The 25453-nt window shown below is 66.0% G+C and carries 22 protein-coding genes; 18 read left to right on the top strand and 4 right to left on the bottom strand.

Annotated elements, in window-relative coordinates; translation table 11 throughout:
• Positions 1 to 2: 2 nt before the first annotated feature.
• Together rpmB and radC are read right to left on the bottom strand one after the other, a co-directional pair.
• Positions 3 to 236, bottom strand: a complete 234-nt coding sequence (gene rpmB / locus MKD50_RS05890; protein ID WP_006575661.1) for a 50S ribosomal protein L28 — start codon at positions 234 to 236, stop codon at positions 3 to 5.
• A 191-nt stretch (positions 237 to 427) separates the two neighbouring features.
• Positions 428 to 1114: a RadC family protein gene (gene radC / locus MKD50_RS05885; RefSeq protein ID WP_115704552.1), complete on the bottom strand. Its 687-nt coding sequence runs from the start codon at positions 1112 to 1114 to the stop codon at positions 428 to 430.
• Between the two features lie 1169 nt (positions 1115 to 2283).
• Between radC and ltrA the strand changes: the two genes are divergently transcribed.
• From ltrA to MKD50_RS05845, 8 genes are all read left to right on the top strand, one after another.
• Positions 2284 to 3987 carry a group II intron reverse transcriptase/maturase gene (gene ltrA, locus MKD50_RS05880; protein ID WP_252666641.1) on the top strand — a complete coding sequence of 568 codons (1704 nt, stop codon included), beginning with the start codon at positions 2284 to 2286 and terminating at the stop codon, positions 3985 to 3987.
• Positions 3988 to 4097: 110 nt separating this feature from the next.
• Positions 4098 to 4586, top strand: coding sequence for an FKBP-type peptidyl-prolyl cis-trans isomerase (locus MKD50_RS05875; protein WP_252666640.1), 489 nt, complete (start codon positions 4098 to 4100; stop codon positions 4584 to 4586).
• A 35-nt stretch (positions 4587 to 4621) separates the two neighbouring features.
• Positions 4622 to 5587, top strand: a complete 966-nt coding sequence (gene ispH, locus MKD50_RS05870; protein WP_252666639.1) for a 4-hydroxy-3-methylbut-2-enyl diphosphate reductase — start codon at positions 4622 to 4624, stop codon at positions 5585 to 5587.
• A gap of 556 nt (positions 5588 to 6143) precedes the next feature.
• On the top strand, positions 6144 to 7355 hold the full coding sequence (locus MKD50_RS05865) for a branched-chain amino acid ABC transporter substrate-binding protein (protein WP_115704546.1): 1212 nt from the start codon (positions 6144 to 6146) through the stop codon (positions 7353 to 7355).
• A gap of 212 nt (positions 7356 to 7567) precedes the next feature.
• On the top strand, positions 7568 to 8503 hold the full coding sequence (locus MKD50_RS05860) for a branched-chain amino acid ABC transporter permease (RefSeq protein ID WP_012353735.1): 936 nt from the start codon (positions 7568 to 7570) through the stop codon (positions 8501 to 8503).
• Between the two features lie 13 nt (positions 8504 to 8516).
• Positions 8517 to 9674 (top strand): ABC transporter permease subunit, encoded by a 1158-nt coding sequence (locus tag MKD50_RS05855; RefSeq protein ID WP_115704544.1) that lies wholly within the window; start codon positions 8517 to 8519, stop codon positions 9672 to 9674.
• Positions 9675 to 9687: 13 nt separating this feature from the next.
• Complete coding sequence (locus MKD50_RS05850; RefSeq protein WP_115704542.1) at positions 9688 to 10464, top strand: ABC transporter ATP-binding protein; 777 nt, start codon at positions 9688 to 9690, stop codon at positions 10462 to 10464.
• Between the two features lie 32 nt (positions 10465 to 10496).
• Positions 10497 to 11213: an ABC transporter ATP-binding protein gene (locus MKD50_RS05845; protein ID WP_115704540.1), complete on the top strand. Its 717-nt coding sequence runs from the start codon at positions 10497 to 10499 to the stop codon at positions 11211 to 11213.
• 283 nt (positions 11214 to 11496) lie between these two features.
• Here MKD50_RS05845 and MKD50_RS05840 read toward each other — a convergent pair whose 3' ends face one another.
• Together MKD50_RS05840 and MKD50_RS05835 are read right to left on the bottom strand one after the other, a co-directional pair.
• Positions 11497 to 12684, bottom strand: coding sequence for an acetylornithine transaminase (locus MKD50_RS05840; protein WP_240072560.1), 1188 nt, complete (start codon positions 12682 to 12684; stop codon positions 11497 to 11499).
• Positions 12685 to 12963: 279 nt separating this feature from the next.
• Positions 12964 to 14022, bottom strand: coding sequence for a CDP-6-deoxy-delta-3,4-glucoseen reductase (locus MKD50_RS05835; protein WP_115704537.1), 1059 nt, complete (start codon positions 14020 to 14022; stop codon positions 12964 to 12966).
• Between the two features lie 9 nt (positions 14023 to 14031).
• On the opposite strand from MKD50_RS05835, the gene MKD50_RS05830 reads away from it, so the two are divergent.
• From MKD50_RS05830 to MKD50_RS05785, 10 genes are all read left to right on the top strand, one after another.
• Complete coding sequence (locus MKD50_RS05830) at positions 14032 to 15051, top strand: NAD-dependent epimerase/dehydratase family protein (protein ID WP_252666638.1); 1020 nt, start codon at positions 14032 to 14034, stop codon at positions 15049 to 15051.
• A 303-nt stretch (positions 15052 to 15354) separates the two neighbouring features.
• Complete coding sequence (locus MKD50_RS05825) at positions 15355 to 16323, top strand: ABC transporter substrate-binding protein (protein ID WP_115704533.1); 969 nt, start codon at positions 15355 to 15357, stop codon at positions 16321 to 16323.
• A gap of 28 nt (positions 16324 to 16351) precedes the next feature.
• Positions 16352 to 17218: an ABC transporter permease gene (locus tag MKD50_RS05820; RefSeq protein ID WP_115704531.1), complete on the top strand. Its 867-nt coding sequence runs from the start codon at positions 16352 to 16354 to the stop codon at positions 17216 to 17218.
• Positions 17215 to 17994, top strand: a complete 780-nt coding sequence (locus MKD50_RS05815; RefSeq protein WP_115704529.1) for an ABC transporter ATP-binding protein — start codon at positions 17215 to 17217, stop codon at positions 17992 to 17994. Before MKD50_RS05820 ends, MKD50_RS05815 begins: the two co-directional genes overlap by 4 nt.
• Before the next feature lie 6 nt (positions 17995 to 18000).
• Complete coding sequence (hutC, locus tag MKD50_RS05810; RefSeq protein ID WP_018008004.1) at positions 18001 to 18762, top strand: histidine utilization transcriptional repressor HutC; 762 nt, start codon at positions 18001 to 18003, stop codon at positions 18760 to 18762.
• A 63-nt stretch (positions 18763 to 18825) separates the two neighbouring features.
• Positions 18826 to 20400, top strand: a complete 1575-nt coding sequence (gene hutH / locus MKD50_RS05805) for a histidine ammonia-lyase (protein ID WP_252666637.1) — start codon at positions 18826 to 18828, stop codon at positions 20398 to 20400.
• Between the two features lie 76 nt (positions 20401 to 20476).
• Positions 20477 to 22177: a urocanate hydratase gene (gene hutU / locus MKD50_RS05800; RefSeq protein WP_252666636.1), complete on the top strand. Its 1701-nt coding sequence runs from the start codon at positions 20477 to 20479 to the stop codon at positions 22175 to 22177.
• Entirely contained in the window at positions 22174 to 22776 is a 603-nt protein-coding gene (locus tag MKD50_RS05795) for a HutD/Ves family protein (protein WP_252666635.1), read from the top strand. The genes hutU and MKD50_RS05795 overlap by 4 nt, the downstream gene beginning before the upstream one ends.
• Positions 22773 to 24026 (top strand): imidazolonepropionase, encoded by a 1254-nt coding sequence (hutI, locus tag MKD50_RS05790; protein WP_252666634.1) that lies wholly within the window; start codon positions 22773 to 22775, stop codon positions 24024 to 24026. The genes MKD50_RS05795 and hutI overlap by 4 nt, the downstream gene beginning before the upstream one ends.
• Positions 24023 to 25429 (top strand): formimidoylglutamate deiminase, encoded by a 1407-nt coding sequence (locus tag MKD50_RS05785; protein WP_252666633.1) that lies wholly within the window; start codon positions 24023 to 24025, stop codon positions 25427 to 25429. The genes hutI and MKD50_RS05785 overlap by 4 nt, the downstream gene beginning before the upstream one ends.
• Positions 25430 to 25453 lie beyond the last annotated feature (24 nt).

Here is a 25453-nt window from a genome sequence, read left to right as displayed (position 1 = left end):
AATTAGACTTCGCCGCGTGCGCGCAGGTCGGCGAGCACGGAGTCGATGCCTTTCTTGTCGATCAGGCGCAGGCCGGCGTTCGAGACGCGCAGGCTCACCCAGCGGTTTTCGGATTCAACGAAGAAACGACGATTCTGCAGGTTGGGCAGAAAACGGCGCTTGGTCTTGTTGTTTGCGTGGGAAACGTTGTTGCCGACCATCGGCGCTTTCCCGGTCACTTGACAGACGCGTGCCATGAAGCACTCCTAAATCTTCTATTCGTGGACAATGTTCGCAACAGATCAACAAAAGGCGCGCGGGCCCGGACTGCAGCGGTTGAGACTTCAGCAAAACGGGCATTATAGACCGGATTCCCCCAGCGAATCAATGCTTTCTGTGCTCCGCCGCGGGGCAGTGTTGCGGCCCGGCTCCCGCCGTGCCGTAGGCGTCACAGCCCTGGCAGGCGGTCGCAGGATTCCGCCAGCGAGCGGATTTCATGTCCCGCCACGATGAAATGGTCCAGCAGCCGGACGTCGATCAGGTCGAGCGTGCGTGCCAGTTCGCGTGTCAGGTGGATGTCGCTCTGGCTGGGAGCGGTGGTGCCGCGCGGATGGTTGTGGGCGACGATAATGCCGGCGGCGTTATGCGCCAGGGCCTGGCGCGCCACCTCGCGTGGGTAGACCGAGGTTCGCGTCAGCGTGCCGCGGAACAGCTCTTCGCTGGCCACCATGCGGTTGCCGGGGTCCAGGAACAGGCACATGAAGACTTCGTGCTGCAGCGGTGCGAGCGTCAGGCGCAGGTAGCTGCGCACCGAATCCGGAGAGTCGAAGCCGTCAGGCAGCCGCAGCGACTCGGCCAGCGCCCGGCGGGCCAGTTCGGGGATGGCCTGCAGCTGGGCCAACTTGGCCGCGCCCATGCCGCGCACGCCAGTGAGCGCGTGTCCCTCGGCCGCGAACAGCGCGGTCAGCGAGCCAAAGCGGTGCAGCAGCTCGCGTGCCAGGTCCACGGCACTTTTGCCGGCCGCTCCCACGCGCAGCAGGACGGCCAGCAGTTCGGCATCAGACAGGGCGGCAGCGCCGCTTTCCAGCAGTTTCTCGCGTGGCCGCTCGCAGGCGGGCCATTTGGCAATGGTCATGGGCATCCAGAGTAGTCGCTTCGGGAACAGGGCCTGAGGCGCTGGGGCGGCGGGCCAGGGGCCAGTCGAATACAATACGGGTTGTTCGTGCGACACGCACACTCGTGTCCGTCCGCGTCGCGTTAGACGCATCGACCCTGGGAGAGTACTCCCACATGCTAGTGAAACGAAGCCCACCATAGCTTACGCCGCTAGCGCCTGCTCACTTTTCAGAGTTATCTGAGAAGCGTTGCTTGCAGTACTGGCTTACCAGCCAGTGCCCGCCCAAAGGCGCGAACCACGCCCTCGGGCGTGGCGTTGTCCTCTCTCTAAGAGGGGACAATGGCTTTACATGCCGAAGTTTGGCATCAAGTTTGAACGTGGCCACGTTGGCCACCAAACGCCAAGTGGGCGAATGTCATCTGCCCACAAGGCGGAGCATTTGCATTTCCGGTCCAGTCGGACCGGCAGGTAGGGTTCAGGCGGAGCGAAAGCTCTGCACGCTATGGTTCGGTCAGACACGTCCGCGAGGGCGCTTTGATAGCGAACCTGCTATGCGACTAGCAGTAGCCTAGGGAGACATGCGTCACTGGTAACGGTGGGGTATGAAGCTCTCCTGACAATGTAGCCCCCGTAAGGGTGCCAGAGGACCGTGAGGTCTTCTGGTAGAGACTCCGAGCAGCCATGGGGTCGAGGAGCTAGGCTGACTGGTATGGGTAACGGAAGTGAACTGCTGATAAACGTCGTGAGTATTGCGGTGCCAAAGCTGCTGACAGGCACTAACCAAAACGGTATTTGGTCGGTTGCTCCGCTGGACATTCGGAGCACGTCGTCACTAGACCATCGGCGAAGAGGCAGACCCTAACCCGGTCTTGTAGCGTGCAGGGAACGTGGTAAGCCCGTATGGCTGCCCGAGCGCAGTGCGGCTCAGGCAGGCGGACCGTAAGGAACGCTGTTGGCTGTGCGGGTATGGGAGGTTGGAGAAAGCGAACGCCGGGTTGTAATGATTCGGATAGGGGTTGAAACATCACCTCACGCGAAAGCGGGCAGACTTCCAACTGGTCTTTCGTCGCAGGACGACTGGCTAACCCGCTTGAAACCGAAATTTCTTCCCCTGAGGGGCAATATGCCCCTCAGGGGGCATGTTGTCTCTGCGTTTTCGGGGGAAGACCTCAAGATAGGAGAGCAGCATGGAAGCATTTATCCGTGAGGATAAATCTGCGCTCTCCGGCGCACCGCAACGCTGGGATGCCATCAATTGGCGCCAAGTGGAGCGGAACGTCCGGGCAATGCAGATTCGAATTGCGAAGGCAACACAGGAAGGGGACTGGCGCAGGGTGAAAGCCTTGCAACGGTCTCTGACCCGCTCGTTTTCCGCCAAGGCATCGGCGGTAAAGCGAGTGACGGAGAACCAAGGTAAGCGAACGGCAGGCGTCGATCGCGAACTGTGGGACTCGCCTGAAGTCCGGTGGGAAGCCATCGGACGGTTGAAGCGCCGAGGGTACAGGCCATTGCCATTGCGGCGGGTCTTTATCCCTAAGGCCAACGGGAAGGAGCGCCCACTAGGCATTCCGACCATGTTGGATCGAGCCATGCAGGCCTTGCACCTGCTGGCGCTGGAGCCGGTGTCCGAAGGGACGAGCGATCCGAATTCTTATGGGTTCCGGATCAATCGTTCCACGGCGGATGCCATGTCACAGCTGTTCGTCAACCTGTCCAGAGGGCACTCAGCCCAATGGATACTGGAGGCGGATATCAAAGGCTGCTTTGACCATATCAGTCACGACTGGCTGGAGCGCAACGTCCCCATGGACCGAGCCATCCTCCGCAAGTGGCTGAAGGCTGGCGTGATATTTCAGGGCCAGTTTCAGGCGACCGAAGCCGGAACACCGCAGGGAGGAATCATCTCCCCGACTCTGGCAAACGTGGCGTTGAATGGGTTGGAACGACAACTGGTTGCTTCCTTCGAGAAGAAACTGGGAGTCGCCAAAACGCGGAAGCTGAAGGTGAATGTTGTGCGCTATGCGGACGACTTCGTGATCACGGGCACCACGCCTGAGATCCTACAAAACGAGGTGAAGCCGTGGGTGGAGCAGTTCCTGGCGGTACGAGGGCTGGCGCTATCAACGGAGAAAACGCGGATCGTCAACATAGCCGACGGCTTTGACTTTCTGGGGTGGAACTTCCGGAAGTACTCCGGAACGCTGCTCATCAAGCCGAGCAGGAAGAACGTGCAGACGTTCTACCGCAAGGTGAAGGATGTCATCAGTGCCAACAAGACGGTGAAGCAGTCAGAGCTGATTCGACTGCTGAACCCGATGCTAAGAGGATGGGCGCAGTACCACCGCGCCGTAGTGGCGAAGGCGGCTTTCAACCGTTTGGGGCACGACATTTTTCGTGCCCTATGGCGGTGGGCCAAGCGGCGACATCCAGGCAAGAAGGCGGATTGGGTGCGGAAGAAGTACTTCGGCTCAGTCGGTCAGCGCAGTTGGGTGTTTGGCACCACAGTAGTGAAAGATGTCGATAGTGAGGTATGGGTTGAGTTGTACTCGCTCGCGAGCACGCCCATCCAAAGGCACAAGAAGGTCAGAGGGGATTACAACCCTTTTGATCCGGCGCAGGAGGTGTATGGTGAAACATTGCGACAGGAGCGGCTGCTTGACAGCATGGCGCACCGAAAGCAGTGGATCAAGCTGTACATATCCCAGCGGGGCTTGTGTGCTCTGTGTCAGTGCAAGATGACCAAGGACACTGGGTGGCATGACCACCACATCGAGTACCGCGTACGCGGTGGCTCTGATGGTCTGAGGAACCGCGTGCTGCTGCATCCGAACTGTCACGTCCAAGTGCATAACCACGGGCTTTCTGTTGTAAAGCCGGTGCCATCGATTTGATGGTATTTTTGTGAAGGCTTGAGCCGTATGCGGGGAAACCCGCACGTACGGTTCTTAGGGGGGAGTGGGCCAGCAATGGCCTGCTCCTACCCTCCCTTGGTTGATCACCCATGAATTTGCAAAATTTCGCGTCGGAAGCCGACGGCGGCACGGCTGGCCGCAAGACTGTCCAGGCCGACTCCTTCCTGACCCTGCACTACAGCATCGCGCTCGAGAACGGCACCGAGGTCGTCAGCACGTTCGAGGAAAAGCCCGCGACGCTGCTGCTGGGCCAGGGCCAGTTCGCGCCGACGCTCGAGCAGGCGCTGCTGGGCATGCCCGAAGGCGAGCGCATGACCTATCGCCTGGCGCCCGAGCAGGCCTTCGGCCCGCGCAACGCCGAACTGCTGCAGTGGGTGTCGCTGGCCACGCTGCGCGAGAACAGTTCGTTCGAAGAGGACTACAGCCCGGGTGACCTGGTCGAGTTCAACGCGCCGGGCGGCGGCAAGTACGCCGGCGTGCTCAAGGAGATCGGCGAGACTGCCGCGCTGTTCGACTTCAACCATCCGCTGGCTGGGCAGACCATCCTGTTCGACGTGCAGCTGATCGGCATTCTCTGAACGTCGCCACGCCGAACCTGTCCGGATACCGCAGCATGCCCGACCTGATCCCCGCCCCCGACGCAGAAATCCTGATGGCCCAGCCGCGCGGCTTCTGCGCCGGCGTGGACCGCGCCATCGAGATCGTCGAGCGCGCGCTCGAGCGCTTCGGCGCCCCCATCTACGTTCGCCATGAAATCGTCCACAACGCGTATGTGGTGGCCGACCTGCGCCGCAAGGGCGCGGTGTTCGTGGGCGAGCTCGACGAGGTGCCCGCTGGCGCCACCGTCATCTTCAGCGCCCATGGCGTGTCGCGCGAAGTGCGCGATGACGCGGCCCGGCGCGGCCTGCACGTCTTCGATGCAACCTGTCCGCTGGTGACCAAGGTGCATGTCGAAGTCAGCAAGCTGCGCGCGCAGGGCTGCGAGATCGTGATGATCGGCCATCGCGGCCACCCCGAGGTCGAAGGCACCATGGGCCAGGCCAACGGCGGCATGGTGCTGGTCGAATCGGTTGGCGATGTCGCGGCGCTGCAGATCGCCGATCCGTCGCGGCTGGCCTATGTCACCCAGACCACGCTGTCGGTGGACGAGACCCGCGAGATCGTGGCCGCGCTCAAGGGGCGCTTCCCGGAGATTCGCGAGCCTAAGAAGCAGGACATCTGCTATGCCACGCAGAACCGCCAGGACGCGGTGAAGTTCATGGCGCCGCAGGTGGAGGTGGTGATCGTGGTCGGCAGTCCCAACAGCTCCAACTCCAACCGCCTGCGCGAGCTGGCCGAGCGCCTGGGGGTGCCGGCCTATATGGTGGACGCGCCCGAGCAGGTGCGGCCCGAGTGGGTCGCCGGCAAGCGCCGCATCGGCCTGACCGCCGGGGCCTCGGCGCCGGAAGCGCTGGCCCAGTCCATCGTCGAGCGCCTGCGCGAACTGGGTGCGCGCCAGGTACGTCCGCTCAAGGGTATCGAGGAAAACATGGCGTTCCCGCTTCCCCGCGGGCTGCTGCCCACCAGCGCAGCCGCCTGAGCGCGGCGCGGGGGTACCCCGATGCCTGAATGCTGGCCCGATAAAGGGGCGCCGCGGTTGCGGCGCCCCTTTTTGTTTCTGGCCGCTGCCGGCTTGGGGATAATGCCCGCGGTCGGTGCGGGGTGCCCGCCATTCGTGCCGGACGCAAATCAGGGTAATCCCCGAAGCTGGGGTTTTCCCTATTATGGTGCGGCGCTACATTCTGCACATTAGAGAGAAGCACCACGCTAGTTAAATGAAACGCCTAATTAATAATGGTGCATTATAGGTGGTGCCGGCGCTGCTTCCTCGCCGCCTGGGGCGCCGCAGGCACGGTTCTTGTAAGAAGGAGGGGCGGCCGCGTCATGTGAGCGGGAATTGCCGCAATCTGTGCATTGGGGAAATTCCCTAGCTCAAATGCGCGGTAAATGGTCAAGGATGTTGCGTCGCGTATTGCATCGACTAAGAAAGGGGATACAATGCGCGCGTTTCAAATTGAAACTAAACAACGGCGGTCCAGGGAAACGTCCGGGAGGCGTTGCAAATCCCTGTTTTTGTGAATCCTAGGAGATCACTCATGCAAATCACGTTTGCCAAGATTCTGCCGATCGCGGCCGCAGTGGCGCTGGTCGCAGCTTGCGGCAAGAAGGAAGAAAAGCCGGCGGAGCCGGCGTCTTCGGCGCCGGCAGCCGCGGCTCCCGCAGCGCCTGCGGCAGGTGGTGGCGAGGTCGTCGTCAAGATCGGCCACGCGGCCCCGCTGACCGGCGGCATCGCGCACCTTGGCAAGGACAACGAAAACGGCGCCCGCCTGGCCGTGGAAGAAGTCAACAAGTCCGGCCTGGAAGTCGGTGGCAAGAAGGTCAAGCTGGAACTGGTCGGCGAAGACGATGCCGGCGATCCCAAGACCGGCACCGCCGTGGCGCAGAAACTCGTCGACGCCAAGGTGGCTGCCGTGGTCGGCCATCTCAACTCGGGCGTGTCGATCCCTGCGTCCAAGATCTACAGCGACGCCGGCATCGTGCAGATCTCGCCGTCGTCGACCAACCCGGACTACACCAAGCAGGGCTTCAAGACCACCTACCGCGTGGTGGCTACCGACGCCCAGCAAGGGCCGGCCCTGGCCAACTACGCCGCCAAGACCCTGAACGCCAAGAGCGTGGCGATCGTCGACGATGCCACCGCCTACGGCAAGGGCCTCGCCGACGAGTTCGAGAAGACCGCCAAGGCCGCCGGTGTGAACGTGGTGGCGCGTGAAGCCACCAACGACAAGGCCACCGACTTCAAGGCCATCCTGACCAAGATCAAGGGCAAGAAGCCGGACGTGATCATGTACGGCGGCATGGACGCCACCGGCGGCCCGTTCGCCAAGCAGGCCCGCGAACTGGGCATCCCCGCCAAGATCGTCGGCGGCGACGGTGTCTGTACCGACAAGGTGGCCGAACTGGCCGGCGAGGCCGTGACCAACATCATCTGCTCCGAGGCAGGCCTGGCGCTGTCGCGCATGGAGAAGGGCGCGGATTTCGACAAGCGCTACCAGGCCCGCTTCAACGCGCCGGTGCAGATCTACGCGCCGTTCACGTATGACGCCGTGATGGTTATCGTCGATGCCATGAAACGCGCCAACTCGACCGAACCGGCTGCCATCCTGGCCGAAATGCCCAAGACCAACTACAAGGGCGTGATCGGCAACATCGCCTTCGACGAGAAGGGCGACATGAAGGAAGGCACCATCACGCTGTACGAGTACAAGGACAAGAAGAAGTCCGTCCTCGACGTCGTGAAGATGTAATCTGGGCTTACCGGCCCATCCGAACGGCACCGTGAGTATTTTGCGGTGCCGTTCTTTTTAGCCTCGCCTAATGTAGAAGCATCCTTACCATGGATGGAGCAGGGCAGGCCGCTCACCAGCAAAGCAACCACCGCAACGTTACCCATCACACACCAGGGTCCCCCCGGCATCCACACCATGCCGTCAGGTCAGGGACTGAAGCAGGAGTTTTCATGGATATCTTTATCCAGCAGATCGTGAACGGTCTGGTGCTTGGCAGCATTTATGCGCTGATCGCACTGGGCTACACCATGGTCTACGGCATTCTCGGCATCATCAACTTCGCCCATGGCGACGTGCTGATGATCGGCGCGCTGACCGCCCTGTCAGCCATTCTCGGATTGCAGAAGTTCGCCCCCGGCCTGCCGGAATGGCTGACGCTGGTGATCGCCACGCTGGTCGCCATGCCGGTCTGCGCGATCCTGTCCTATTCGATCGAACGGGTCGCCTACCGGCCCTTGCGCAATGCGCCACGGCTGGCGCCGCTGATCACCGCGATCGGGGTTTCCATCATCCTGCAGACGGCGGGCATGCTGATCTGGTCGCGCAACCCGCTGACCTTCCCGCAGCTGCTGCCCTCGGACCCCATCGACATCGGCGCGACCGGCGCCACCATCACCGGCAAGGAGATGGTCATCATCGGCATGGCCGTGATGGTGATGTCCGGCCTGCTGGCCCTGGTCAACCGCACCAAGCTTGGCCGCGCCATGCGCGCCACCGCCGAGAACCAGAAGGTCGCCGGCCTGATGGGCGTGAACCCCAATTTCGTCATCTCCGCCACCTTCATGATCGGCGCCACGCTGGCCGCGCTGGCCGGCGTGATGATGGCCACCAACTACGGCAATGCCCACTTCTACATGGGCTTCATTCCCGGCCTGAAGGCGTTTACCGCCGCGGTGCTGGGCGGCATCGGCAACCTCGCGGGCGCCATGGTCGGCGGCATGCTGCTGGGCCTGATCGAGGCGCTCGGCGCCGGCTATATCGGCGACCTGACCAATGGCGTGTTCGGCTCGAACTACCAGGACGTCTTCGCCTTCATCGTACTGATCACCGTGCTCGTCTTCCGTCCGTCCGGCATCATGGGCGAACGCGTGGCGGATCGCGCCTGAGGAGAGCGAATCCATGAATACCCCGATTCCATCCACGGCCGCCGTTGCGGCGCCGACCAAGGTGCCGGCCAAGACCCTGGCCGCACTGATTGGCTTCCTGGTGGTCGCGCTGTGCGCACCCTTCATCGTCCAGACCCTGGGCGGCAACTACTGGGTCCGCGTGCTGGACTTTGCGCTGCTGTACATCATGCTGGCGCTGGGCCTGAACATCGTGGTCGGCTTTGCCGGCCTGCTTGACCTGGGCTATATCGCGTTCTATGCGGTGGGCGCCTACATGATGGCGCTGCTCGGCTCGCCGCACCTGGCGAACCAGTTCGAGTGGATCCAGCAGCTGTTCCCGACCGGCATCCACCTGTCGATGTGGTTCGTGCTGCCGCTGGCGATCCTTGTGGCCGCCACCTTCGGCGTGCTGCTGGGCGCGCCGACACTCAAGCTGCGCGGCGACTACCTGGCTATCGTCACCCTGGGCTTCGGCGAGATCATCCGCATCTTCATGAACAACCTGGACCGCCCGGTGAACATCACCAACGGTCCCAAGGGCATCACCGCGGTCGATCCCGTGCATATCTTCGGCTTCGACTTCTCGAAGTCACATGAGATCTTCGGGCTCAAGTTCTCGCCGGTGTTCATGTACTACTACCTGCTGGTGTTCCTGGTCATCGTGATCGTGTTCGTGTGCCTGCGCCTGCAGACTTCGCGCATCGGCCGTGCCTGGGTTGCCATCCGCGAAGACGAGATCGCCGCCAAGGCGATGGGCATCAACACCCGAAACATCAAGCTGCTGGCGTTCGCCATGGGCGCGTCGTTCGGCGGCGCCTCGGGCGCGGTGTTCGGCGCGTTCCAGGGCTTCGTCTCGCCCGAATCGTTCACGCTATGGGAATCGATCTACGTGCTGGCGATCGTGGTGCTGGGCGGCATGGGCCATATCCCGGGCGTGATCCTGGGCGGCGTGCTGCTGGTGGGCTTCCAGGAACTGCTGCGCGTGGTCGCCGAGCCGATCCAGACCGGCGTGTTCGGCCACGTGATCGTCGATGCCGAGGTGCTGCGCCAGCTGCTGTTCGGCCTGGCCCTGGTTGGCGTGATGCTGTACCGCCCGGCCGGCATCTGGCCATCGCCGCGCAAGGAAGACCGCCCGGTGGTGCGCCGCGCGGGCAATATCGGCCGTCTGTAAACCGGAGGAAGACATGAGCAACAACGATTTCCTCCTGTCGGTGCAGGGGGTCAACAAGCGTTTCGGCGGCCTGCAGGCCCTGTCCGAGGTCGGCCTGCAGATCAAGCCGGGCGAGATCTACGGGCTGATCGGTCCCAACGGCGCCGGCAAGACCACGTTCTTCAACGTGATCACCGGCCTGTACACGCCGGATTCGGGCGAGTTCGTGCTGGGCGGCAAGCCCTACCGGCCGACCGCCGTGCACGAGGTGGCCAAGGCCGGCATTGCGCGGACGTTCCAGAACATCCGCCTGTTCGGCGACATGACCGCGCTCGAGAACGTGATGGTCGGACGCCACGTGCGCTCCAAGGCCGGCGTGTTCGGCGCGATCTTCCGCCCGCCATCGGTGCGGCGCGAGGAAGAGGGCATCGAAGACATGGCGCATGACCTGCTCGACTACGTCGGCATCGGCAAGTACGCCAACTTCACCGCGCGCAACCTGTCGTACGGCCACCAGCGCCGGCTCGAGATCGCCCGCGCGCTGGCGACCGAGCCCAAGCTGCTGGCGCTGGACGAGCCGGCCGCGGGCATGAACGCGACCGAGAAGGTCGAGCTGCGCGGCCTGCTCGACAAGATCAAGAACGATGGCAGGACCATCCTGCTGATCGAGCATGACGTGAAGCTGGTGATGGGTCTGTGCAACCGCCTGACGGTGCTGGACTACGGCAAGGTGATTGCCCAGGGCCTGCCGCACGAGGTGCAGAACAACCCCGCGGTGATCGAGGCCTACCTCGGCACCTCGGCGCACTGATGGCGGGAGTGGACGTAATGAATCAGCCTGCAATGAAACAGACAGTACTGAAAATCTCCGGCCTGAAGGTTGCCTACGGCGGCATCCAGGCCGTCAAGGGCATCGACCTCGAAATCCGCGACGGCGAGCTGGTCACGCTGATCGGCGCCAACGGCGCCGGCAAGACCACCACCATGAAGGCCATCACCGGCCTGCAGGGCTGGGCCGGCGGCGACGTGGAATACATGGGCAAGTCGATCAAGGGTGTGCCCAGTTACGCGCTGCTCAAGCAGGGCCTGGCGATGGTGCCGGAAGGCCGCGGCGTGTTCGCGCGCATGACGATCACCGAGAACCTGCAGATGGGCGCTTACACGCGCAACGACGAGGCCGGCATCAAGGCCGACGTCGAGCGCATGTTCGGCATCTTCCCGCGGCTGAAGGAGCGCGCCAACCAGCTTGCGGGCACCATGTCGGGCGGCGAGCAGCAGATGCTGGCGATGGCGCGCGCGCTGATGAGCCAGCCCAGGGTGCTGCTGCTGGATGAACCCTCGATGGGCCTGTCGCCGATCATGGTAGAGAAGATCTTCGAGGTCGTGCGCGACATCTCGGCGCAGGGCGTGACCGTGCTGCTGGTCGAGCAGAACGCGCGCCTGGCGCTGCAGGCCGCGCACCGCGGCTACGTGATGGAGTCCGGCCTGATCACCATGAGCGGCGAGGCCAGCCAGATGCTGGACGATCCCAAGGTGCGGGCCGCCTACCTGGGCGAGTAAAGTCGTCGGCAAGGTCGAGTGGTTTTGGGTGCTCCCAAGCCGCTCGAACTGGCCTGGACAAGGTGTTCTCCCTCTCCCCTCATGGGGAGAGGGTTGGGGTGAGGGGTGGGCTAGCAAGGCACCACGCCAAGCGAAGCCAACGGTTCTAAACCCGCGAGCATCAGCTTTTGACGCTCCTGCCCTCACCCCCGGCCCCTCTCCCGCAAGCGGGCGAGGGGAGCAAACCTGCCAACGTGCAAGGTTTGCAGCAGCCCTCACGCCTCGCTTACGCGAGGCTTTTTTGTCAGGCGAGCTTCTTCAGCAGCGTGCGCAGCATGCCGATCATCTGGTCGATCTCTTCGCGCGTGACGTTCAGCGCCGGCATGAAGCGCAGCAGGTTGGCGCGCGGCGCGTTCAGCAGCAGGCCTTGCGGGGCCATGTCGCGCGCCTCTTCGACCAGTTGCGGGCCGATGTCCTTGCCCAGCAGCAGCGCGCGCAGCAGGCCTTCGCCACGCTCGCCACCCAGGCCGAACTCGGCCGACAGCGCCAGCAGCTGCTCCTTCAGGTATTCGCCCTTGGCCTTGACGTCGTCCAGGAAACCCGGCGCGGTCAGCTGCTCGATCACGGCGCTGCCCACCGCGGTCATCAGCGGGTTGCCGTTGTAGGTGCCGCCCTGGTCGCCGGCCTCGAAGCTGGCGACCTCGGCCTTGCACAGCAGCGCCGACAGCGGCACGCCGCCGCCGATGCCCTTGCCCAGCGTCATGATGTCCGGCTCGACGCCCGACAGTTCGTACGCGAACAGCGTGCCGCAGCGGCCGCAGCCGGACTGCACTTCATCGACGATGAACAGCAGCTTGTGCTTGTCGGCCAGTGCGCGCAGGCCCTGCATGAACTCGCGCGTGGCGGGGATCACGCCGCCTTCGCCCTGCACCGGTTCCAGCATGATGCCGACGGTCTTGTCGGTGATCAGCTTCTCGACCGAGGCCAGGTCGTTCAGCTCGGCCTTGGGGAAGCCCGGCACCTGCGGCGCGAAGATGGTGTCCCAGCCGGCCTTGCCCGACGCGCTCATGGTGGCGAGCGTGCGGCCATGGAAGCTGTGGTCCATGGTGATGATCTCGTAGGCGCCGTTCTTGTGCTTGCGGCCCCATTTGCGCGCCAGCTTGATCGCGCCTTCGTTGGCTTCGGCGCCGCTGTTGGCGAAGAAGACCTTGTCGAAGCAGCTGTTATCGGTCAGCTGCCTGGCCAGGCGCAGCATCGGCTCGTTGTAGAAGGCCGGGCTCGGGTTGATGATCTTCTTCGACTGCTCGACCAGCGCGTCGATCATGCCCTGGTTGGAATGGCCCAGGCAGTTGACCGCCCAGCCTTGCACGAAGTCCAGGTATCGCTTGCCGTTGTGGTCCGTCAGCCAGGAGCCCTTGCCCTCGGTGAATACGAGCTCGGGCCGGTTGGTGATGTACATCAGGGATTGGACGGGAAACTCAGCAAATGCCATGGCGGACTCCAGGGGTCGGCTTTAAACGATGGACGGACAAGCAGGTAAGACGCGGGAAAACAAAAAGCCACGGGGGTTGCCCGTGGCTCGTTGACCTGAACAGACGCAATCGACGGTCAGCGGCGCGGCACCCCGGTGGGGAGCGACGTACGGAAGCTGCGGCGTCGGTTGAAGGTCGTATGCATGCGGGCAAATATAAGGTGCACTGGCCCGGGTGTCAAAACCAATTTTGGCGGGCCCGGGCATTGTTGCGCTGGCGGAACGGCGTGCGGGCGGCGCTCAGGCCGCCGGCGGGGCCGCGTGCAGGTCGGCCTCGGAGGTGAACGAGTCGGCGAAGAACGCGTCTTCGTGCAGCTTGCACTGGCGCGTGAAGTCGCCGCGCGCGGCGTTGATCATCACCGGCGCGCCGCAGGCGTAGACCTCGTGGCCCGACAGGTCGGGGTGGTCGGCGATCACCGCCTGGTGGACGAAGCCGGTGCGGCCCTGCCAGTTGTCTTCCGGCAGCGCGTCGGAGACCACCGGCACGTACTGGAAGTTGGGCAGGTCGCGCGCCCACTGCTCGGCCAGCGCGTGCAGGTACAGGTCCTTGGGCCGGCGGCCGCCCCAGTACAGCGTCATCGGGCGCTGGATGCCGGTGTAGGCGGCATGCTCGACGATGGCCTTGATCGGGGCGAAACCGGTGCCGGAAGCCAGCAGGATGATCGGCGCTTCCGATTCCTCGCGCAGGAAGAAGCTGCCCAGCGGGCCCTCGAAGCGCAGGATGTCGCGCTCCTTCATCGCCGGCTGGCCTTCCTTCGCGCCGAACACGTAGTCGGTGAAGGCGCCGCCCGGCATATGGCGGATATGCAGTTCGATCGGGCCGTCCTCGTGCGGCGGCGTGGCGATCGAATAGCTGCGGCGCTTGCCGTCGCGCAGCAGGAATTCGACGTACTGCCCGGCCAGGTACTGCATGCGCTCGGTGGCGGGCAGCTGCAGCTTGATCGCAATCACGTCGTCGGCCAGGCGCTCGAGCGAGGTCACGCGGCACGGCACCTTCTTGATCGGGATGTCACCGGCGCCGTGGACTTCGCGGCATTCGATGGTGATGTCGGACGACGCATTGGCGCAGCAGAACAGCGCGCGACCCTCGGTTTTTTCCTGTGCGGTCAGCGCCGACGGGGCATGGTCGCCCTGTACGATGGTGCCTTCGAGCACGCGACCCTTGCACGAACCGCAGGCGCCGTTCTTGCAGCCGTAGGGCAAGCCGATGCTGTGGCGCAGGGCCGCGCCGAGGATGGTTTCGTCCGCGGCCACTTCAAACTTGTGGCCGCTGGGCATGACGGTTACTTGATAAGCCATAATCGGTCTATGAGCCAAATTCTGTCGAAGCTGCAGCCCGCGCGCCTTTCACAACCGCCGCAACTGCCGGCGCCATCGCGCCGGCTGGGCCGCCCGCGCCTGCTGATCGTCGGCTGCGGGGATGTGGGGACGCGCTGCCTGCGAATCCTGTCGTCGCGCATGCGGGTCTTCGCCGTGACCTCGCAGCCGGCACGCCGCGCCGAACTGCGTGCCGCCGGCGCGGTGCCGCTGGTGGCGGACCTGGACCGGCCGGCCACGCTGGCACGGCTGCGCGGGCTGGCCACGCGGGTGCTGGACCTGGCGCCGCCACCCGGGCAGGGCGAAGGCGATCCGCGCACGCGTGCGCTGCTCGGCGCATTGCGCCGGACGGCATGGCGCCGGACTGCAGGGCGCCGCGCCAGGACGGCTGCCGGCATGCTGCCCGGCGAGCCCGCCATTCTACCCGACCGTACCCGGCCCCGCGCTGCGTTTGTCTACGCCAGCACCACCGGCGTCTACGGCGACCGGCAGGGCGCGCGCGTGGCGGAATTCCATGCCGTGCGGCCGCAGACCGCGCGTGCGCGCCGCCGCGTCGCCGCCGAGCAGGCAGTGCGCGCCTTCGGCCGCGATGCGGGATGGCGCGCCAGCGTGGTGCGCATTCCCGGGATCTACGCCGAAGATCGCCTGCCGCTGGCGCGGCTCAAGCGCGGCACGCCGGCACTGGTGCCGCAGGATGATGTCTACACCAGCCACATCCATGCCGACGACCTCGCCCGCATCATGGTCGCCGCGCTGTTCCGCGGCAGCCCGCAGCGCGTGGTCCACGCCAGCGACGATACCGAGCTGCGCATGGCGGACTACTTCGACCTCGTCGCCGAGCGCCGCGGGCTGCCGCGCCCGCCGCGCATCACGCGCGGCGAGGCGCTCCAGGTGATCGACAAGACCTTGCTGAGCTTTATGAGCGAGTCGCGCCGGCTCGACAACCGCCGGCTCAAGCGCGAACTGCGCCTGCGCCTGCGCTATCCCACCGTCGCCGACTTCTTCGGCTGATTCCCCAGCAAGCCCCGTGCCCTGGCACAGGGCTTGCTGCCACACGGCGTCTTCTGATTCCTGTCTATACAGCAACACTTTTGGCGCGTCTGACTGGTGCTAGCGGTTCACGCCAGGGACCAGGACGGTGCATCGCCTAAAGTGGACTCCGCGCTGGAATGCGCTTTTTAAGGCGATCATCCGCCTGGTTGCTTGGTGGAAGCCCTACGTTGACTTGTATATACAGGCATTGTTTAATGCCCGAAAACGAGCATGGCCACACGCATGGCCGGCCGTCGACGGACACACCAAAGGAGCGTACAGATGAGGAATCCAAGCAGGTTTCGCGGTCGGATGGCAGGGCAGGTGGCGGTGCTGGCTGCGGCCCTGGCGGCCGGCGCGGCGCAGGCGCAGAACACCCCGGTAACGCTGGGCATGAGCGGCTGGACCGGCTTCGCACCGCTGACGCTGGCCGACAAGGCGGGCATCTTCAAGAAGAACGGCGTCGACGTCGAGATCAAGATGATTCCCCAGAAGGACCGCCACCTGGCGCTGGCCTCCGGTGCGATCCAGTGCGCGGCGACCACCGTGGAAACCCATGTGGCCTGGAACGCCAATGGCGTGCCAATCACCCAGATCGTGCAGCTCGACAAGTCCTACGGGGCCGACGGCCTGGCCGTGCGCGCCGACGTGAAGAGCTTTGCCGACCTCAAGGGCAAGACCATCGGCGTCGATGCGCCGGGCACCGCCCCTTACTTCGGGCTGGCCTGGATGCTGAAGAAGAACGGCATGTCGCTCAAGGACGTCAAGACCACCACGCTGTCGCCGCAGGCGGCGGCGCAGGCCTTCGTCGCCGGGCAGAACGACGGCGCCATGACCTACGAGCCGTACCTGTCGACGGTGCGCCAGAACCCGGACAAGGGCAAGATCCTGGCCACCACGCTCGACTACCCGATGGTGACCGACACGCTCGGCTGCGCGCCCAAGTGGCTCAAGGACAATCCCAAGGCCGCGCAGGCGCTGGTCGACAGCTACTTCGAGGCGCTCGAGATGATCCGCAAGGAGCCGGGCAAGGCCAACGACATCATGGGGGCGGCGGTCAAGCAGACCGGCGAGCAGTTCGCCAAGTCGTCGGCCTACCTGCGCTGGCAGGACCGCGAGGCCAACAAGAAATTCTTCGGGGGCGAGCTCGCCAGCTTCAGCAAGGAAGCCGCCGCGGTGCTGCTGGACATCGGCGTGATCCGCCAGGTGCCGGACGTGACCAAGCTGTACGACGCGCGTTTCCTCAAGTAACCCGGCAGCTCTCAGGAGGCGTGAAGTCATGACGCAAGCCCGTATAGGTTCACCCGCCCCCGCTGCCGCGGTGGCGGCCCCCACCGCGGAAGCGCCGCAGCGCCGGCGCCATCCGTGGCTGGCGCCGCTGGTGCCGGTGGCGCCCAACACCCGCTGGATGCTGGGCCTGTCCTTCTTCGTGCTGTTCTTCGGCGTGTGGGCCGTGGTGACGCTGGGCGGCCTGGTGCCGCGCACGTTCCTGGCCGACCCGATGACGATGGCCAGGGAGGGCATGACCCTGTTCACCGAGTACAACTTCATCGGCGACATCGGCATGACGGTGTGGCGCGTGGTCGGCGGCTTCGTGCTGGCGGCGGTGCTGGCGGTGCCGCTGGGCATCTTCATGGGCGCGTACAAGGCAGCCGAAGCGTTCTTCGAGCCGTTCGTGTCGTTCTGCCGCTACCTGCCCGCGTCGGCCTTCATCCCGCTGCTGATCCTCTGGGCCGGCATCGGCGAGACCCAGAAGCTGCTGGTGATCTTCATCGGCTCGTTCTTCCAGATCGTGCTGATGGTGGCGGTGGCGGTCGGCGGCGCGCGCAAGGACCTGGTCGAGGCCGCGTACACGCTCGGCGCCAACAGCGCCGGCATCGTGCGCCGCGTGCTGATCCCGGGCGCGGCGCCGGAAATCGCCGAGATCCTGCGGCTGGTGCTGGGCTGGGCCTGGACCTACGTGATCGTGGCGGAACTGATCGGCTCGTCGTCGGGCATCGGGCACATGATCACCGACAGCCAGGCGCTGCTCAATACCGGGCAGATTATCTTCGGCATCATCGTGATCGGCTGCATCGGCCTGGTCTCGGATCTTGTCTTCAAGCGCGCCAACCAGCGCCTGTTCCCGTGGAGTTCGATCCAATGAGCGCACTGTCCATCCAGCAGGTCTCGCGGACCTTCTCCAACCCGCGCGGCGGCCAGACGCTGGCGCTGCAGCCGGTCGACTTCGAAGTGCGCGACAACGACTTCGTCACCATCCTGGGCCCGTCGGGCTGCGGCAAGTCCACGCTGCTGCGCATCGTCGCGGGCCTGGATACGCCGACCAGCGGGCGCGTGCTGCTCGACGGCCAGCCGGTGTTCGCGCCCGGCGCGGACCGCGGCATGGTGTTCCAGTCGTATACGCTGTTCCCGTGGCTGACGATCGAGCAGAACGTGCGCTTCGGCCTGCGCGAGCGCGGCATGAGCGCGGCCGAGCAGAAGGAGCGCAGCGACTTCTTTATCCAGCGCGTGGGGCTGCGCGGCTTCGAGCATCACTTCCCCAAGCAGCTGTCGGGCGGCATGCAGCAGCGCACCGCGATCGCGCGCGCGCTCGCCAACGATCCCAAGATCCTGCTGCTCGACGAGCCCTTCGGCGCGCTCGACAACCAGACCCGCGTGCTGATGCAGGAGCTGCTGCTGGGCATCTGGGAGGCGTCGCGCAAGACGGTATTATTCGTGACCCACGATATCGACGAGGCCATCTTCATGGCCAACCGGGTGGCGGTGTTTTCCGCCAGGCCGGGTCGGATCAAGAGCGATATCGCGGTCGATTTCCCGCATCCGCGCCATTACACGATCAAGACTTCTCCGGAGTTTTCCGCACTCAAGGCGCGGCTGACCGAGGAGATCCGCGCCGAGGCCATTGCCGCGGCCGAGCACTAAGAGCTTATGAACCACGCCGCCGGCACCCCGACTTCCGCCTCTGCCTCTCCCACCGCGCTCTACCAGCAGGTGAAGGAGTACATCGCCCGCCAGATCCAGAGTGGCGCGTGGCAGCCGGGCGACCGGGTGCCGTCGGAGCAGGAACTGGTGAACCGCTTCGGCGTCTCGCGCATGACCGTCAACCGGGCGCTGCGCGAGTTGCAGGAGCAGGGCCGGGTGGTGCGCGTGGCTGGCGTCGGCACCTTCGTCGCCGAGCACAAGCCGCAGTCGACGCTGCTGTCGGTGGTCAACCTGCAGGACGAGATCCGCATGCGCGGGCATGACTACGCCTGCGACGTGATCCTGGTGGAGCGGGTCTCGGCGTCGATCGAAGTGGCCGCGGCGCTGGAGCTGCGCACCGGCGAGTCGGTGTTCCACTCCGTGTGCGTGCACCGCGAGGACGGCGTGCCGGTGCAGCTCGAGGACCGCTACGTCAACCCGCGCGTGGCGCCCGATTTCATCACCCAGGATTTCAGCGCGACCCAGCCCGGCGAATACCTGCTGCGCCACGTGCCCTACGACCAGGTCGAGCATGTGGTCGACGCCATCGCCGCCACGCCGGAGCAGGCCGCGCAGCTGGAAATGCCGCCGACGCAGGCGTGCCTGATGCTGACCCGCCGCACCTGGACCAACGGCGTGCCGGTGACCTTCGTGCGTTGCCTGCATCCGGGCAACCGCTATCGCCTCGGCAGCCGCTTCCGCGCCGACGGCAACCCCGCTTTCGGCTGATTCCACAAGAATCCGCCTGACGATCCCAATTTTTACCTAAGCTGTATAGACAGGAACATACAAATGACTGCCAGCCCACATGACCAAGCCTCCCGTCCGCTGCTGACCCTGCAGCCGGGCCAAGTCACCCTGGCCGACCTGCGCCGCATCTACCGCGGCGAGGTGCGTCTGGCCATGGCCGATTCCGCCTGGGCCGGCGTGCGCGCCGCGCAGGCCACGGTGCAGGACATCATCGACGCCGACGCTGTGGTCTACGGCATCAACACCGGCTTCGGCAAGCTGGCGCAGACGCGCATCCCCAACGACAAGCTGGCGCAGCTGCAGCGCAACCTGGTGCTGTCGCACAGCGTCGGCACCGGCCCGGACCTGACCGAGGACACCGTGCGGCTGATCCTGGCCACCAAGGCAGTCAGCCTCGCGCGCGGCCATTCCGGAGTGCGTCCGGAACTGATCGAGGCCCTGCTGGCGCTGGTCAACCACGGCGTGACGCCGTGCATCCCGGCCAAGGGTTCGGTCGGCGCGTCGGGCGACCTGGCGCCGCTGGCGCATATGTCGTGCACGCTGATCGGCGTGGGCGAGGTGCTAGTCGACGGCAAGCGCGTGCCGGCCACCGCGGGCCTGGCCCATGCCGGCCTGAAGGCGTTCGAACTGGGCCCGAAGGAAGGCCTGGCGCTGCTCAATGGCACCCAGGTGTCGACCGCGCTGGCGCTGGCCGGCCTGTTCGCCGCCGAGGACGCGTTCGCGGCGGGCCTGGTCGCCGGCGCGCTGTCGCTGGAGGCGATCAAGGGCTCGGTCAAGCCGTTCGATGCCCGCATCCATGCAGCGCGCGGCCAGGCCGGCCAGATCGCCGTGGCCGGCGCCGTGCGCGCGATGCTGGATGGTAGCGAGATCGTCGATTCGCACAAGGCCTGCGGCCGCGTGCAGGATCCGTACTCGATCCGCTGCCAGCCGCAGGTGATGGGCGCGTGCCTGGACAACCTGCAGCACGCCGCGCGCATCCTGCAGATCGAAGCCAATGCCGCGTCGGACAACCCGCTGGTGTTTTCCGAGCAGGGCGACGTGGTCTCCGGCGGCAACTTCCACGCCGAGCCGGTGGCCTTTGCCGCCGACATCATCGCGCTGGCGATCGCCGAGATCGGCGCAATCTCCGAGCGCCGGCTGGCGCTGCTGCTCGATACCGGCCTGTCCGGCCTGCCGCCGTTCCTGGTGCGCGATGGCGGCCTTAACTCGGGCTTTATGATCGCGCAGGTGACCGCGGCCGCGCTGGCCTCGGAGAACAAGTCGCTGGCGCATCCGTCCAGCGTCGACAGCCTGCCGACTTCGGCCAACCAGGAAGACCATGTGTCGATGGCCACCTACGGCGCGCGCCGGCTGGGCGAGATGGCGGCCAACACCGCGGTGGTGGTCGGCATCGAGGCCATGGCCGCGGCGCAGGGGATCGAATTCCACCGGCCGTTGAAGTCGTCGCCGCTGGTGGAGCAGGAACTGGCCCGCATCCGTGCACGGGTGGATTTTGTCGAAGGCGACCGCTATCTGGCGCCGGATATCGAGGCGATGAAGCAGTGGGTGGTGCAGGGCGATGCGGGGGCGGGGTGGCCTGCTGCGGTGAGGGAAATTTTGCCGACCAACGCGGGTTGAGCCGGTCCCAGTCACGCACCAAGCGGCACCAGAAACCGATCGCGCCACCAGCGCCATCCCATAAGGAGAACAACACATGAACGCTCCCGAATCCCAATCCCTGCAACGCGGCCAGCGCGAGATCCGCGCGCCGCGAGGCACCCAGCTGCACTGCAAGAACTGGCTGATCGAAGCCGCCTACCGCATGATCCAGAATAACCTCGATCCTGACGTAGCCGAGCGCCCGCAGGACCTGGTGGTGTACGGCGGCATCGGCAAGGCCGCGCGCAACTGGGAATGCTTCGACGCCATCCTCGACAGCCTGCGCCGGCTCGGTGAAGACGAATCGCTGCTGGTGCAGTCGGGCAAGCCGGTCGGCGTGTTCCGCACGCATCCCGATGCGCCGCGCGTGCTGATCGCCAACTCCAACCTGGTGCCGCACTGGGCCACGTGGGACAAGTTCAATGAGCTCGATCGCGCCGGGCTGATGATGTACGGCCAGATGACCGCGGGCTCGTGGATCTACATCGGCACCCAGGGCATCGTGCAGGGCACCTACGAGACCTTTGTCGAGGCCGGACGCCAGCACTACAACGGCGACCTGTCGGGCAAGTGGATCCTGACCGCGGGCCTCGGCGGCATGGGCGGCGCGCAGCCGCTGGCGGGCGTGCTGGCGGGTGCGTGCGTGCTGGCGATCGAATGCCAGGAATCGCGCATCGATTTCCGCATCCGCACGCGCTACCTCGACAAGAAGGCCACCACGCTCGACGAAGCACTGGCGATGATCGCCGAGGCCACGGCGAAGAAGGAAGCGATCTCGGTCGGCCTGCTCGGCAACGCCGCCGACATCGTGCCCGAACTGGCAAAGCGCGCGCAGGGCGGCGGCATGCGCCCGCATATCGTCACCGACCAGACCTCGGCGCATGACCTGGTCAACGGCTACCTGCCGCAAGGCTGGACGGTCGAGCAGTGGGAGCAGGCGCGCCAGCAAGATCCCAAGTCGGTGGAAGCCGCCGCGCGCCCGTCGATCGTCAAGCACGTGCAGGCCATGCTCGACTTCCAGAAGATGGGGGTGCCGACGGTCGACTACGGCAACAACATCCGCCAGGTCGCGTTCGATGAGGGCGTGCAGAACGCCTTCGATTTCCCGGGCTTCGTGCCGGCCTATATCCGCCCGCTGTTCTGCCGCGGCAAGGGGCCGTTCCGCTGGGTGGCCCTGTCGGGCGATCCCGAGGATATCTACAAGACCGACGCCAAGATGAAGGAACTGTTCCCGGAGGACAAAGCCCTGCATCGCTGGCTCGACATGGCGCACGACCGCATCGCCTTTCAGGGCCTGCCGGCGCGGATCTGCTGGGTGGGACTGGACGAGCGCCATCGCGCCGGGCTGGCCTTCAACGAGATGGTGAAGTCGGGCGAACTGAAAGCACCGGTGGTGATAGGGCGCGACCACCTGGACTGCGGCTCGGTGGCATCGCCCAACCGCGAGACCGAAGCCATGCGCGACGGCTCCGACGCGGTGTCCGACTGGCCGCTGCTGAACGCACTGCTGAACACCGCCGGCGGCGCCACCTGGGTCAGCCTGCACCACGGCGGCGGCGTCGGCATGGGCTTCTCGCAGCATTCCGGCGTGGTGATCGTGTGCGATGGCACCGACGCGGCGGCAAAGCGCATCGAGCGCGTGCTGTGGAACGATCCGGCCACCGGCGTGATGCGCCATGCGGATGCGGGCTATGACCTCGCCATCGCCTGCGCGCACGAGAAGGGCCTGGACCTGCCGATGGTGAAAGGCGTATGAGCCCGGCGTTGTTTGAATCCTTCGCGCTGGCCGAGATCGCGCCCACGCGCTGGAAGAACGGCGGCGGCAACACGCGCGAGATCGCGGTGTGGCCGCCGGGTGCGGGCATGGATGACTTTGTCTGGCGCCTGAGCGTGGCCGATATCGAAAGCGATGGACCGTTCTCGGCGTTCCCAGGCATCGACCGCCAGATCGTACTGCTCGACGGCGCGGGCGTGAGCTTGCGCGCGGACGATGGCAGCTTCAGCCATCGCCTGGCCGGCGTCGGCGAGCTCTTCGCGTTTTCCGGCGATACCAGTCTGCAGGCGACGCTGCTCGATGGCGCCACGCGCGATTTCAACGTAATGACGCGGCGCGGATACTGCCGCGCGCGCGTCGAAGCTTTCCGCGCAGGGTTTGCGGTCCGCACCGGCAGTCACACGCTGTGCCTGTTGGCCGTCAGCGGTGCCTGGCAGGCGCAGGACGCCGCCACGCTGCTGCAAGTGGGCGACGGCTTGTTGACTGGCGCAGCCGCTTCCGCATCGACGCTTGCGTTTGAACCCACCGGTGACGCGGCTCTGTGCCTGTGCGTCACCCTCGAGATGGAGCCCGCTCAATGAGGCCGACCTCTGTATCCGCCGCGCCCAGCGCGGAGGGTGTCTGGCACAACTGCCACCTGCTGCCCGACGCCGATCCCGCGCAGGCGATTCGCGATGCCGCGCTGGTGGTCGAGCACGGACGCATCGCCTGGCTTGGCGCGGCAGCGGATTTGCCCGAGGCCTGGCGCGGCGCGCCGCGCCATGATGCCAACGGTGCCTGGATCACGCCGGGGCTGGTCGATTGCCACACGCACCTGGTCTACGGCGGCCAGCGCGCCGACGAATTCGCCATGCGCCTGGCCGGCGCGGGCTATGAAGAGATCGCGCGCGCCGGCGGCGGCATCGTCTCGACGGTGCGCGCCACGCGCGCCGCCGACGAAGACACGCTGTTCGCGCAGGCCGCGGCGCGCTTGCAGCCGCTGCTGGCCGAGGGCGTCACCGCCATCGAGATCAAGTCCGGCTATGGCCTGAACCTGGAAGCGGAGCGCAAGCAGTTGCGCGTGGCGCGCCGGCTGGGCGAGCATTTCGGCATGTCGGTCTACACCACCTTCCTCGGCGCGCATGCGCTGCCGCCGGAATACGCGGACCGTGCCGACGACTATGTCGAGCTGGTCTGCAACACCATGCTGCCGGCGCTGGCCGAAGAGGGCCTGGTCGATGCCGTCGATGCCTTCTGCGAGTCGATCGGTTTCTCGATCGCCCAGACCGAACGCGTGTTCGACGCCGCGGCGCGCCACGGGCTGCGCGTCAAGCTGCATGCGGAGCAGCTCAGCAACCTGGGTGGCGCCGCGCTGGCGGCACGCCACCGCGCGCTCTCGGCCGACCATCTCGAGCATCTGGACGAGGCGGGCGTGGCCGCGATGGCCGAAGCCGGAACAGTCGCGGTGCTGCTGCCGGGCGCCTACTACTTCCTGCGCGACACCAACCTGCCGCCGATCGCGCTGCTGCGCCAATACGGCGTGCCGATGGCGATCTCCACCGACCACAACCCCGGCACCTCGCCGGTGACCTCGCTGCTGCTGATGATGAATATGGGCTGCACGCTGTTCCGCCTGACGGTGCCCGAAGCACTGGCCGGCGTCACCGCGCATGCGGCGCGCGCGTTGGGCGCCGCCGAACGCCATGGGCGCCTGGCAGTCGGACGGGTGGCGGATTTCGCGCTGTGGCGCATCGATTCGCCCGCCGAACTGGCCTACTGGTTCGGCCGTAATCCAGTCGCGACGGTGGTGCGTCAGGGGCGCGTCCATGCTTGCGCGGGAGCCGCGGCATGAGCGGCACGCAACTGTTCGCGCCGTTTGCGCTGCTGCCGGATGGCTGGGCCCGCGACGTGCTGCTGGCCTGGGACGAGCACGGCCGCCTCACCGCCGTGCAGGCGGGGGCGGCGCCCGCCGCCGGCGTGCCGCAGGCGGCGGGTCCGGTGTTGCCGGGCATGCCCAACCTGCATTCGCATGCGTTCCAGCGCGGCTTTGCCGGCCTGACGGAATTCCGCAGCCGCCCGCAGGGCGACGATCCGGCCGGTGCCGACTCGTTCTGGAGCTGGCGCACGCTGATGTACCGCTTCGCGCAGCGGCTCTCGCCCGACACTCTGGAAGCCATCGCCACGCAACTCTATATCGAGATGCTGCGCGCGGGCTACACCAGCGTGTGCGAGTTCCACTACGTGCATCACGATGAAGGCGGCAGGCCCTACGCCGATGCCGCCGAGATGTCGCTGCGGCTGCTGCGCGCAGCGCAGCGCGCCGGCATCGGCATGACGCTGCTGCCGGTGCTGTACCAGAGCGCGGGCTTTGGCGGCAAGCCGCCGCTGGAAGGGCAGCGGCGCTTCCTGCACGACACCGATGCGATGCTGAAGTTGCTGGAACGGCTGCGCCCGGCTTGCGCGCAGTCGGGCGCGCGCCTCGGGCTGGCACCGCACTCGCTGCGCGCGGTGCCGGAGGCAAGCCTGCTGCATGCGCTGGCGGGACTGCGCGCGATCGACGCGCAGGCGCCGGTGCATATCCATATCGCCGAGCAGCAGAAGGAGGTCGACGACTGCATCGCGTGGTCGGGCACGCGCCCGGTGACGTGGCTGTTCGACCATGTCGAAGTCGATGCGCACTGGTGCCTGGTGCATGCCACCCATATGGACTGGGACGAGCGCCGGCGCCTGGCGCACAGCGGCGCGGTGGCCGGCATCTGCCCGACCACCGAGGCCAACCTGGGCGACGGCGTGTTCGAGGCCGCGCCCTACCTGGCCCAGCAGGGCGCATGGGGCATCGGCTCGGACAGCCATGCCAGCGTCAGCGTGGCGGAGGAGCTGCGGCTGTTCGAATACGGCCAGCGGCTCGGCCTGCAGCGGCGCAACGTGCTGGCATCCGACACGCACGCGCAGGTCGCGGACCGCCTTTACCTGGAAGCGGTGGCCGGCGGCGCACGTGCAGCGGGCCGCGCGGTGGCCGGACTGGCAGCGGGCCAGCAGGCCGACTTCGTCGTGCTGGACGGCGCGCATCCGACCCTGGCGGGACTCGACGGGCCGCAGGCGCTGGCCACGCATGTGTTCGCCTGCCACGGCCATGAGACACTAGCGGAAGTCCGCACCGCCGGCCGCAGCCGCGTGCAGCATGGCGCGCATCCGCTGCAGGCGGAAGCCGGGCGCCTGTTTATCGCGGCGCGTGCCAGCCTGCTGGCCGACTGAAACCGGGCACACGCCCACTGCATC

It is taken from the genome of Cupriavidus mimosae (assembly GCF_023952485.1).
Lineage (GTDB): Bacteria > Pseudomonadota > Gammaproteobacteria > Burkholderiales > Burkholderiaceae > Cupriavidus > Cupriavidus taiwanensis_C.
Note: the sequence above shows the minus strand (reverse complement) of the source record. Positions and strands in the feature narration are given on the sequence as shown.

Bases quoted from the DNA above. Each gene is read 5' to 3' on its own strand.
- rpmB (WP_006575661.1), bottom strand. From the start codon at position 236: ATGGCACGCGTCTGTCAAGTGACCGGGAAAGCGCCGATGGTCGGCAAC.
- radC (WP_115704552.1), bottom strand. From the start codon at position 1,114: ATGACCATTGCCAAATGGCCCGCCTGCGAGCGGCCACGCGAGAAACTG.
- ltrA (WP_252666641.1), top strand. From the start codon at position 2,284: ATGGAAGCATTTATCCGTGAGGATAAATCTGCGCTCTCCGGCGCACCG.
- MKD50_RS05875 (WP_252666640.1), top strand. From the start codon at position 4,098: ATGAATTTGCAAAATTTCGCGTCGGAAGCCGACGGCGGCACGGCTGGC.
- ispH (WP_252666639.1), top strand. From the start codon at position 4,622: ATGCCCGACCTGATCCCCGCCCCCGACGCAGAAATCCTGATGGCCCAG.
- MKD50_RS05865 (WP_115704546.1), top strand. From the start codon at position 6,144: ATGCAAATCACGTTTGCCAAGATTCTGCCGATCGCGGCCGCAGTGGCG.
- MKD50_RS05860 (WP_012353735.1), top strand. From the start codon at position 7,568: ATGGATATCTTTATCCAGCAGATCGTGAACGGTCTGGTGCTTGGCAGC.
- MKD50_RS05855 (WP_115704544.1), top strand. From the start codon at position 8,517: ATGAATACCCCGATTCCATCCACGGCCGCCGTTGCGGCGCCGACCAAG.
- MKD50_RS05850 (WP_115704542.1), top strand. From the start codon at position 9,688: ATGAGCAACAACGATTTCCTCCTGTCGGTGCAGGGGGTCAACAAGCGT.
- MKD50_RS05845 (WP_115704540.1), top strand. From the start codon at position 10,497: ATGAAACAGACAGTACTGAAAATCTCCGGCCTGAAGGTTGCCTACGGC.
- MKD50_RS05840 (WP_240072560.1), bottom strand. From the start codon at position 12,684: ATGGCATTTGCTGAGTTTCCCGTCCAATCCCTGATGTACATCACCAAC.
- MKD50_RS05835 (WP_115704537.1), bottom strand. From the start codon at position 14,022: ATGGCTTATCAAGTAACCGTCATGCCCAGCGGCCACAAGTTTGAAGTG.
- MKD50_RS05830 (WP_252666638.1), top strand. From the start codon at position 14,032: ATGAGCCAAATTCTGTCGAAGCTGCAGCCCGCGCGCCTTTCACAACCG.
- MKD50_RS05825 (WP_115704533.1), top strand. From the start codon at position 15,355: ATGAGGAATCCAAGCAGGTTTCGCGGTCGGATGGCAGGGCAGGTGGCG.
- MKD50_RS05820 (WP_115704531.1), top strand. From the start codon at position 16,352: ATGACGCAAGCCCGTATAGGTTCACCCGCCCCCGCTGCCGCGGTGGCG.
- MKD50_RS05815 (WP_115704529.1), top strand. From the start codon at position 17,215: ATGAGCGCACTGTCCATCCAGCAGGTCTCGCGGACCTTCTCCAACCCG.
- hutC (WP_018008004.1), top strand. From the start codon at position 18,001: ATGAACCACGCCGCCGGCACCCCGACTTCCGCCTCTGCCTCTCCCACC.
- hutH (WP_252666637.1), top strand. From the start codon at position 18,826: ATGACTGCCAGCCCACATGACCAAGCCTCCCGTCCGCTGCTGACCCTG.
- hutU (WP_252666636.1), top strand. From the start codon at position 20,477: ATGAACGCTCCCGAATCCCAATCCCTGCAACGCGGCCAGCGCGAGATC.
- MKD50_RS05795 (WP_252666635.1), top strand. From the start codon at position 22,174: ATGAGCCCGGCGTTGTTTGAATCCTTCGCGCTGGCCGAGATCGCGCCC.
- hutI (WP_252666634.1), top strand. From the start codon at position 22,773: ATGAGGCCGACCTCTGTATCCGCCGCGCCCAGCGCGGAGGGTGTCTGG.
- MKD50_RS05785 (WP_252666633.1), top strand. From the start codon at position 24,023: ATGAGCGGCACGCAACTGTTCGCGCCGTTTGCGCTGCTGCCGGATGGC.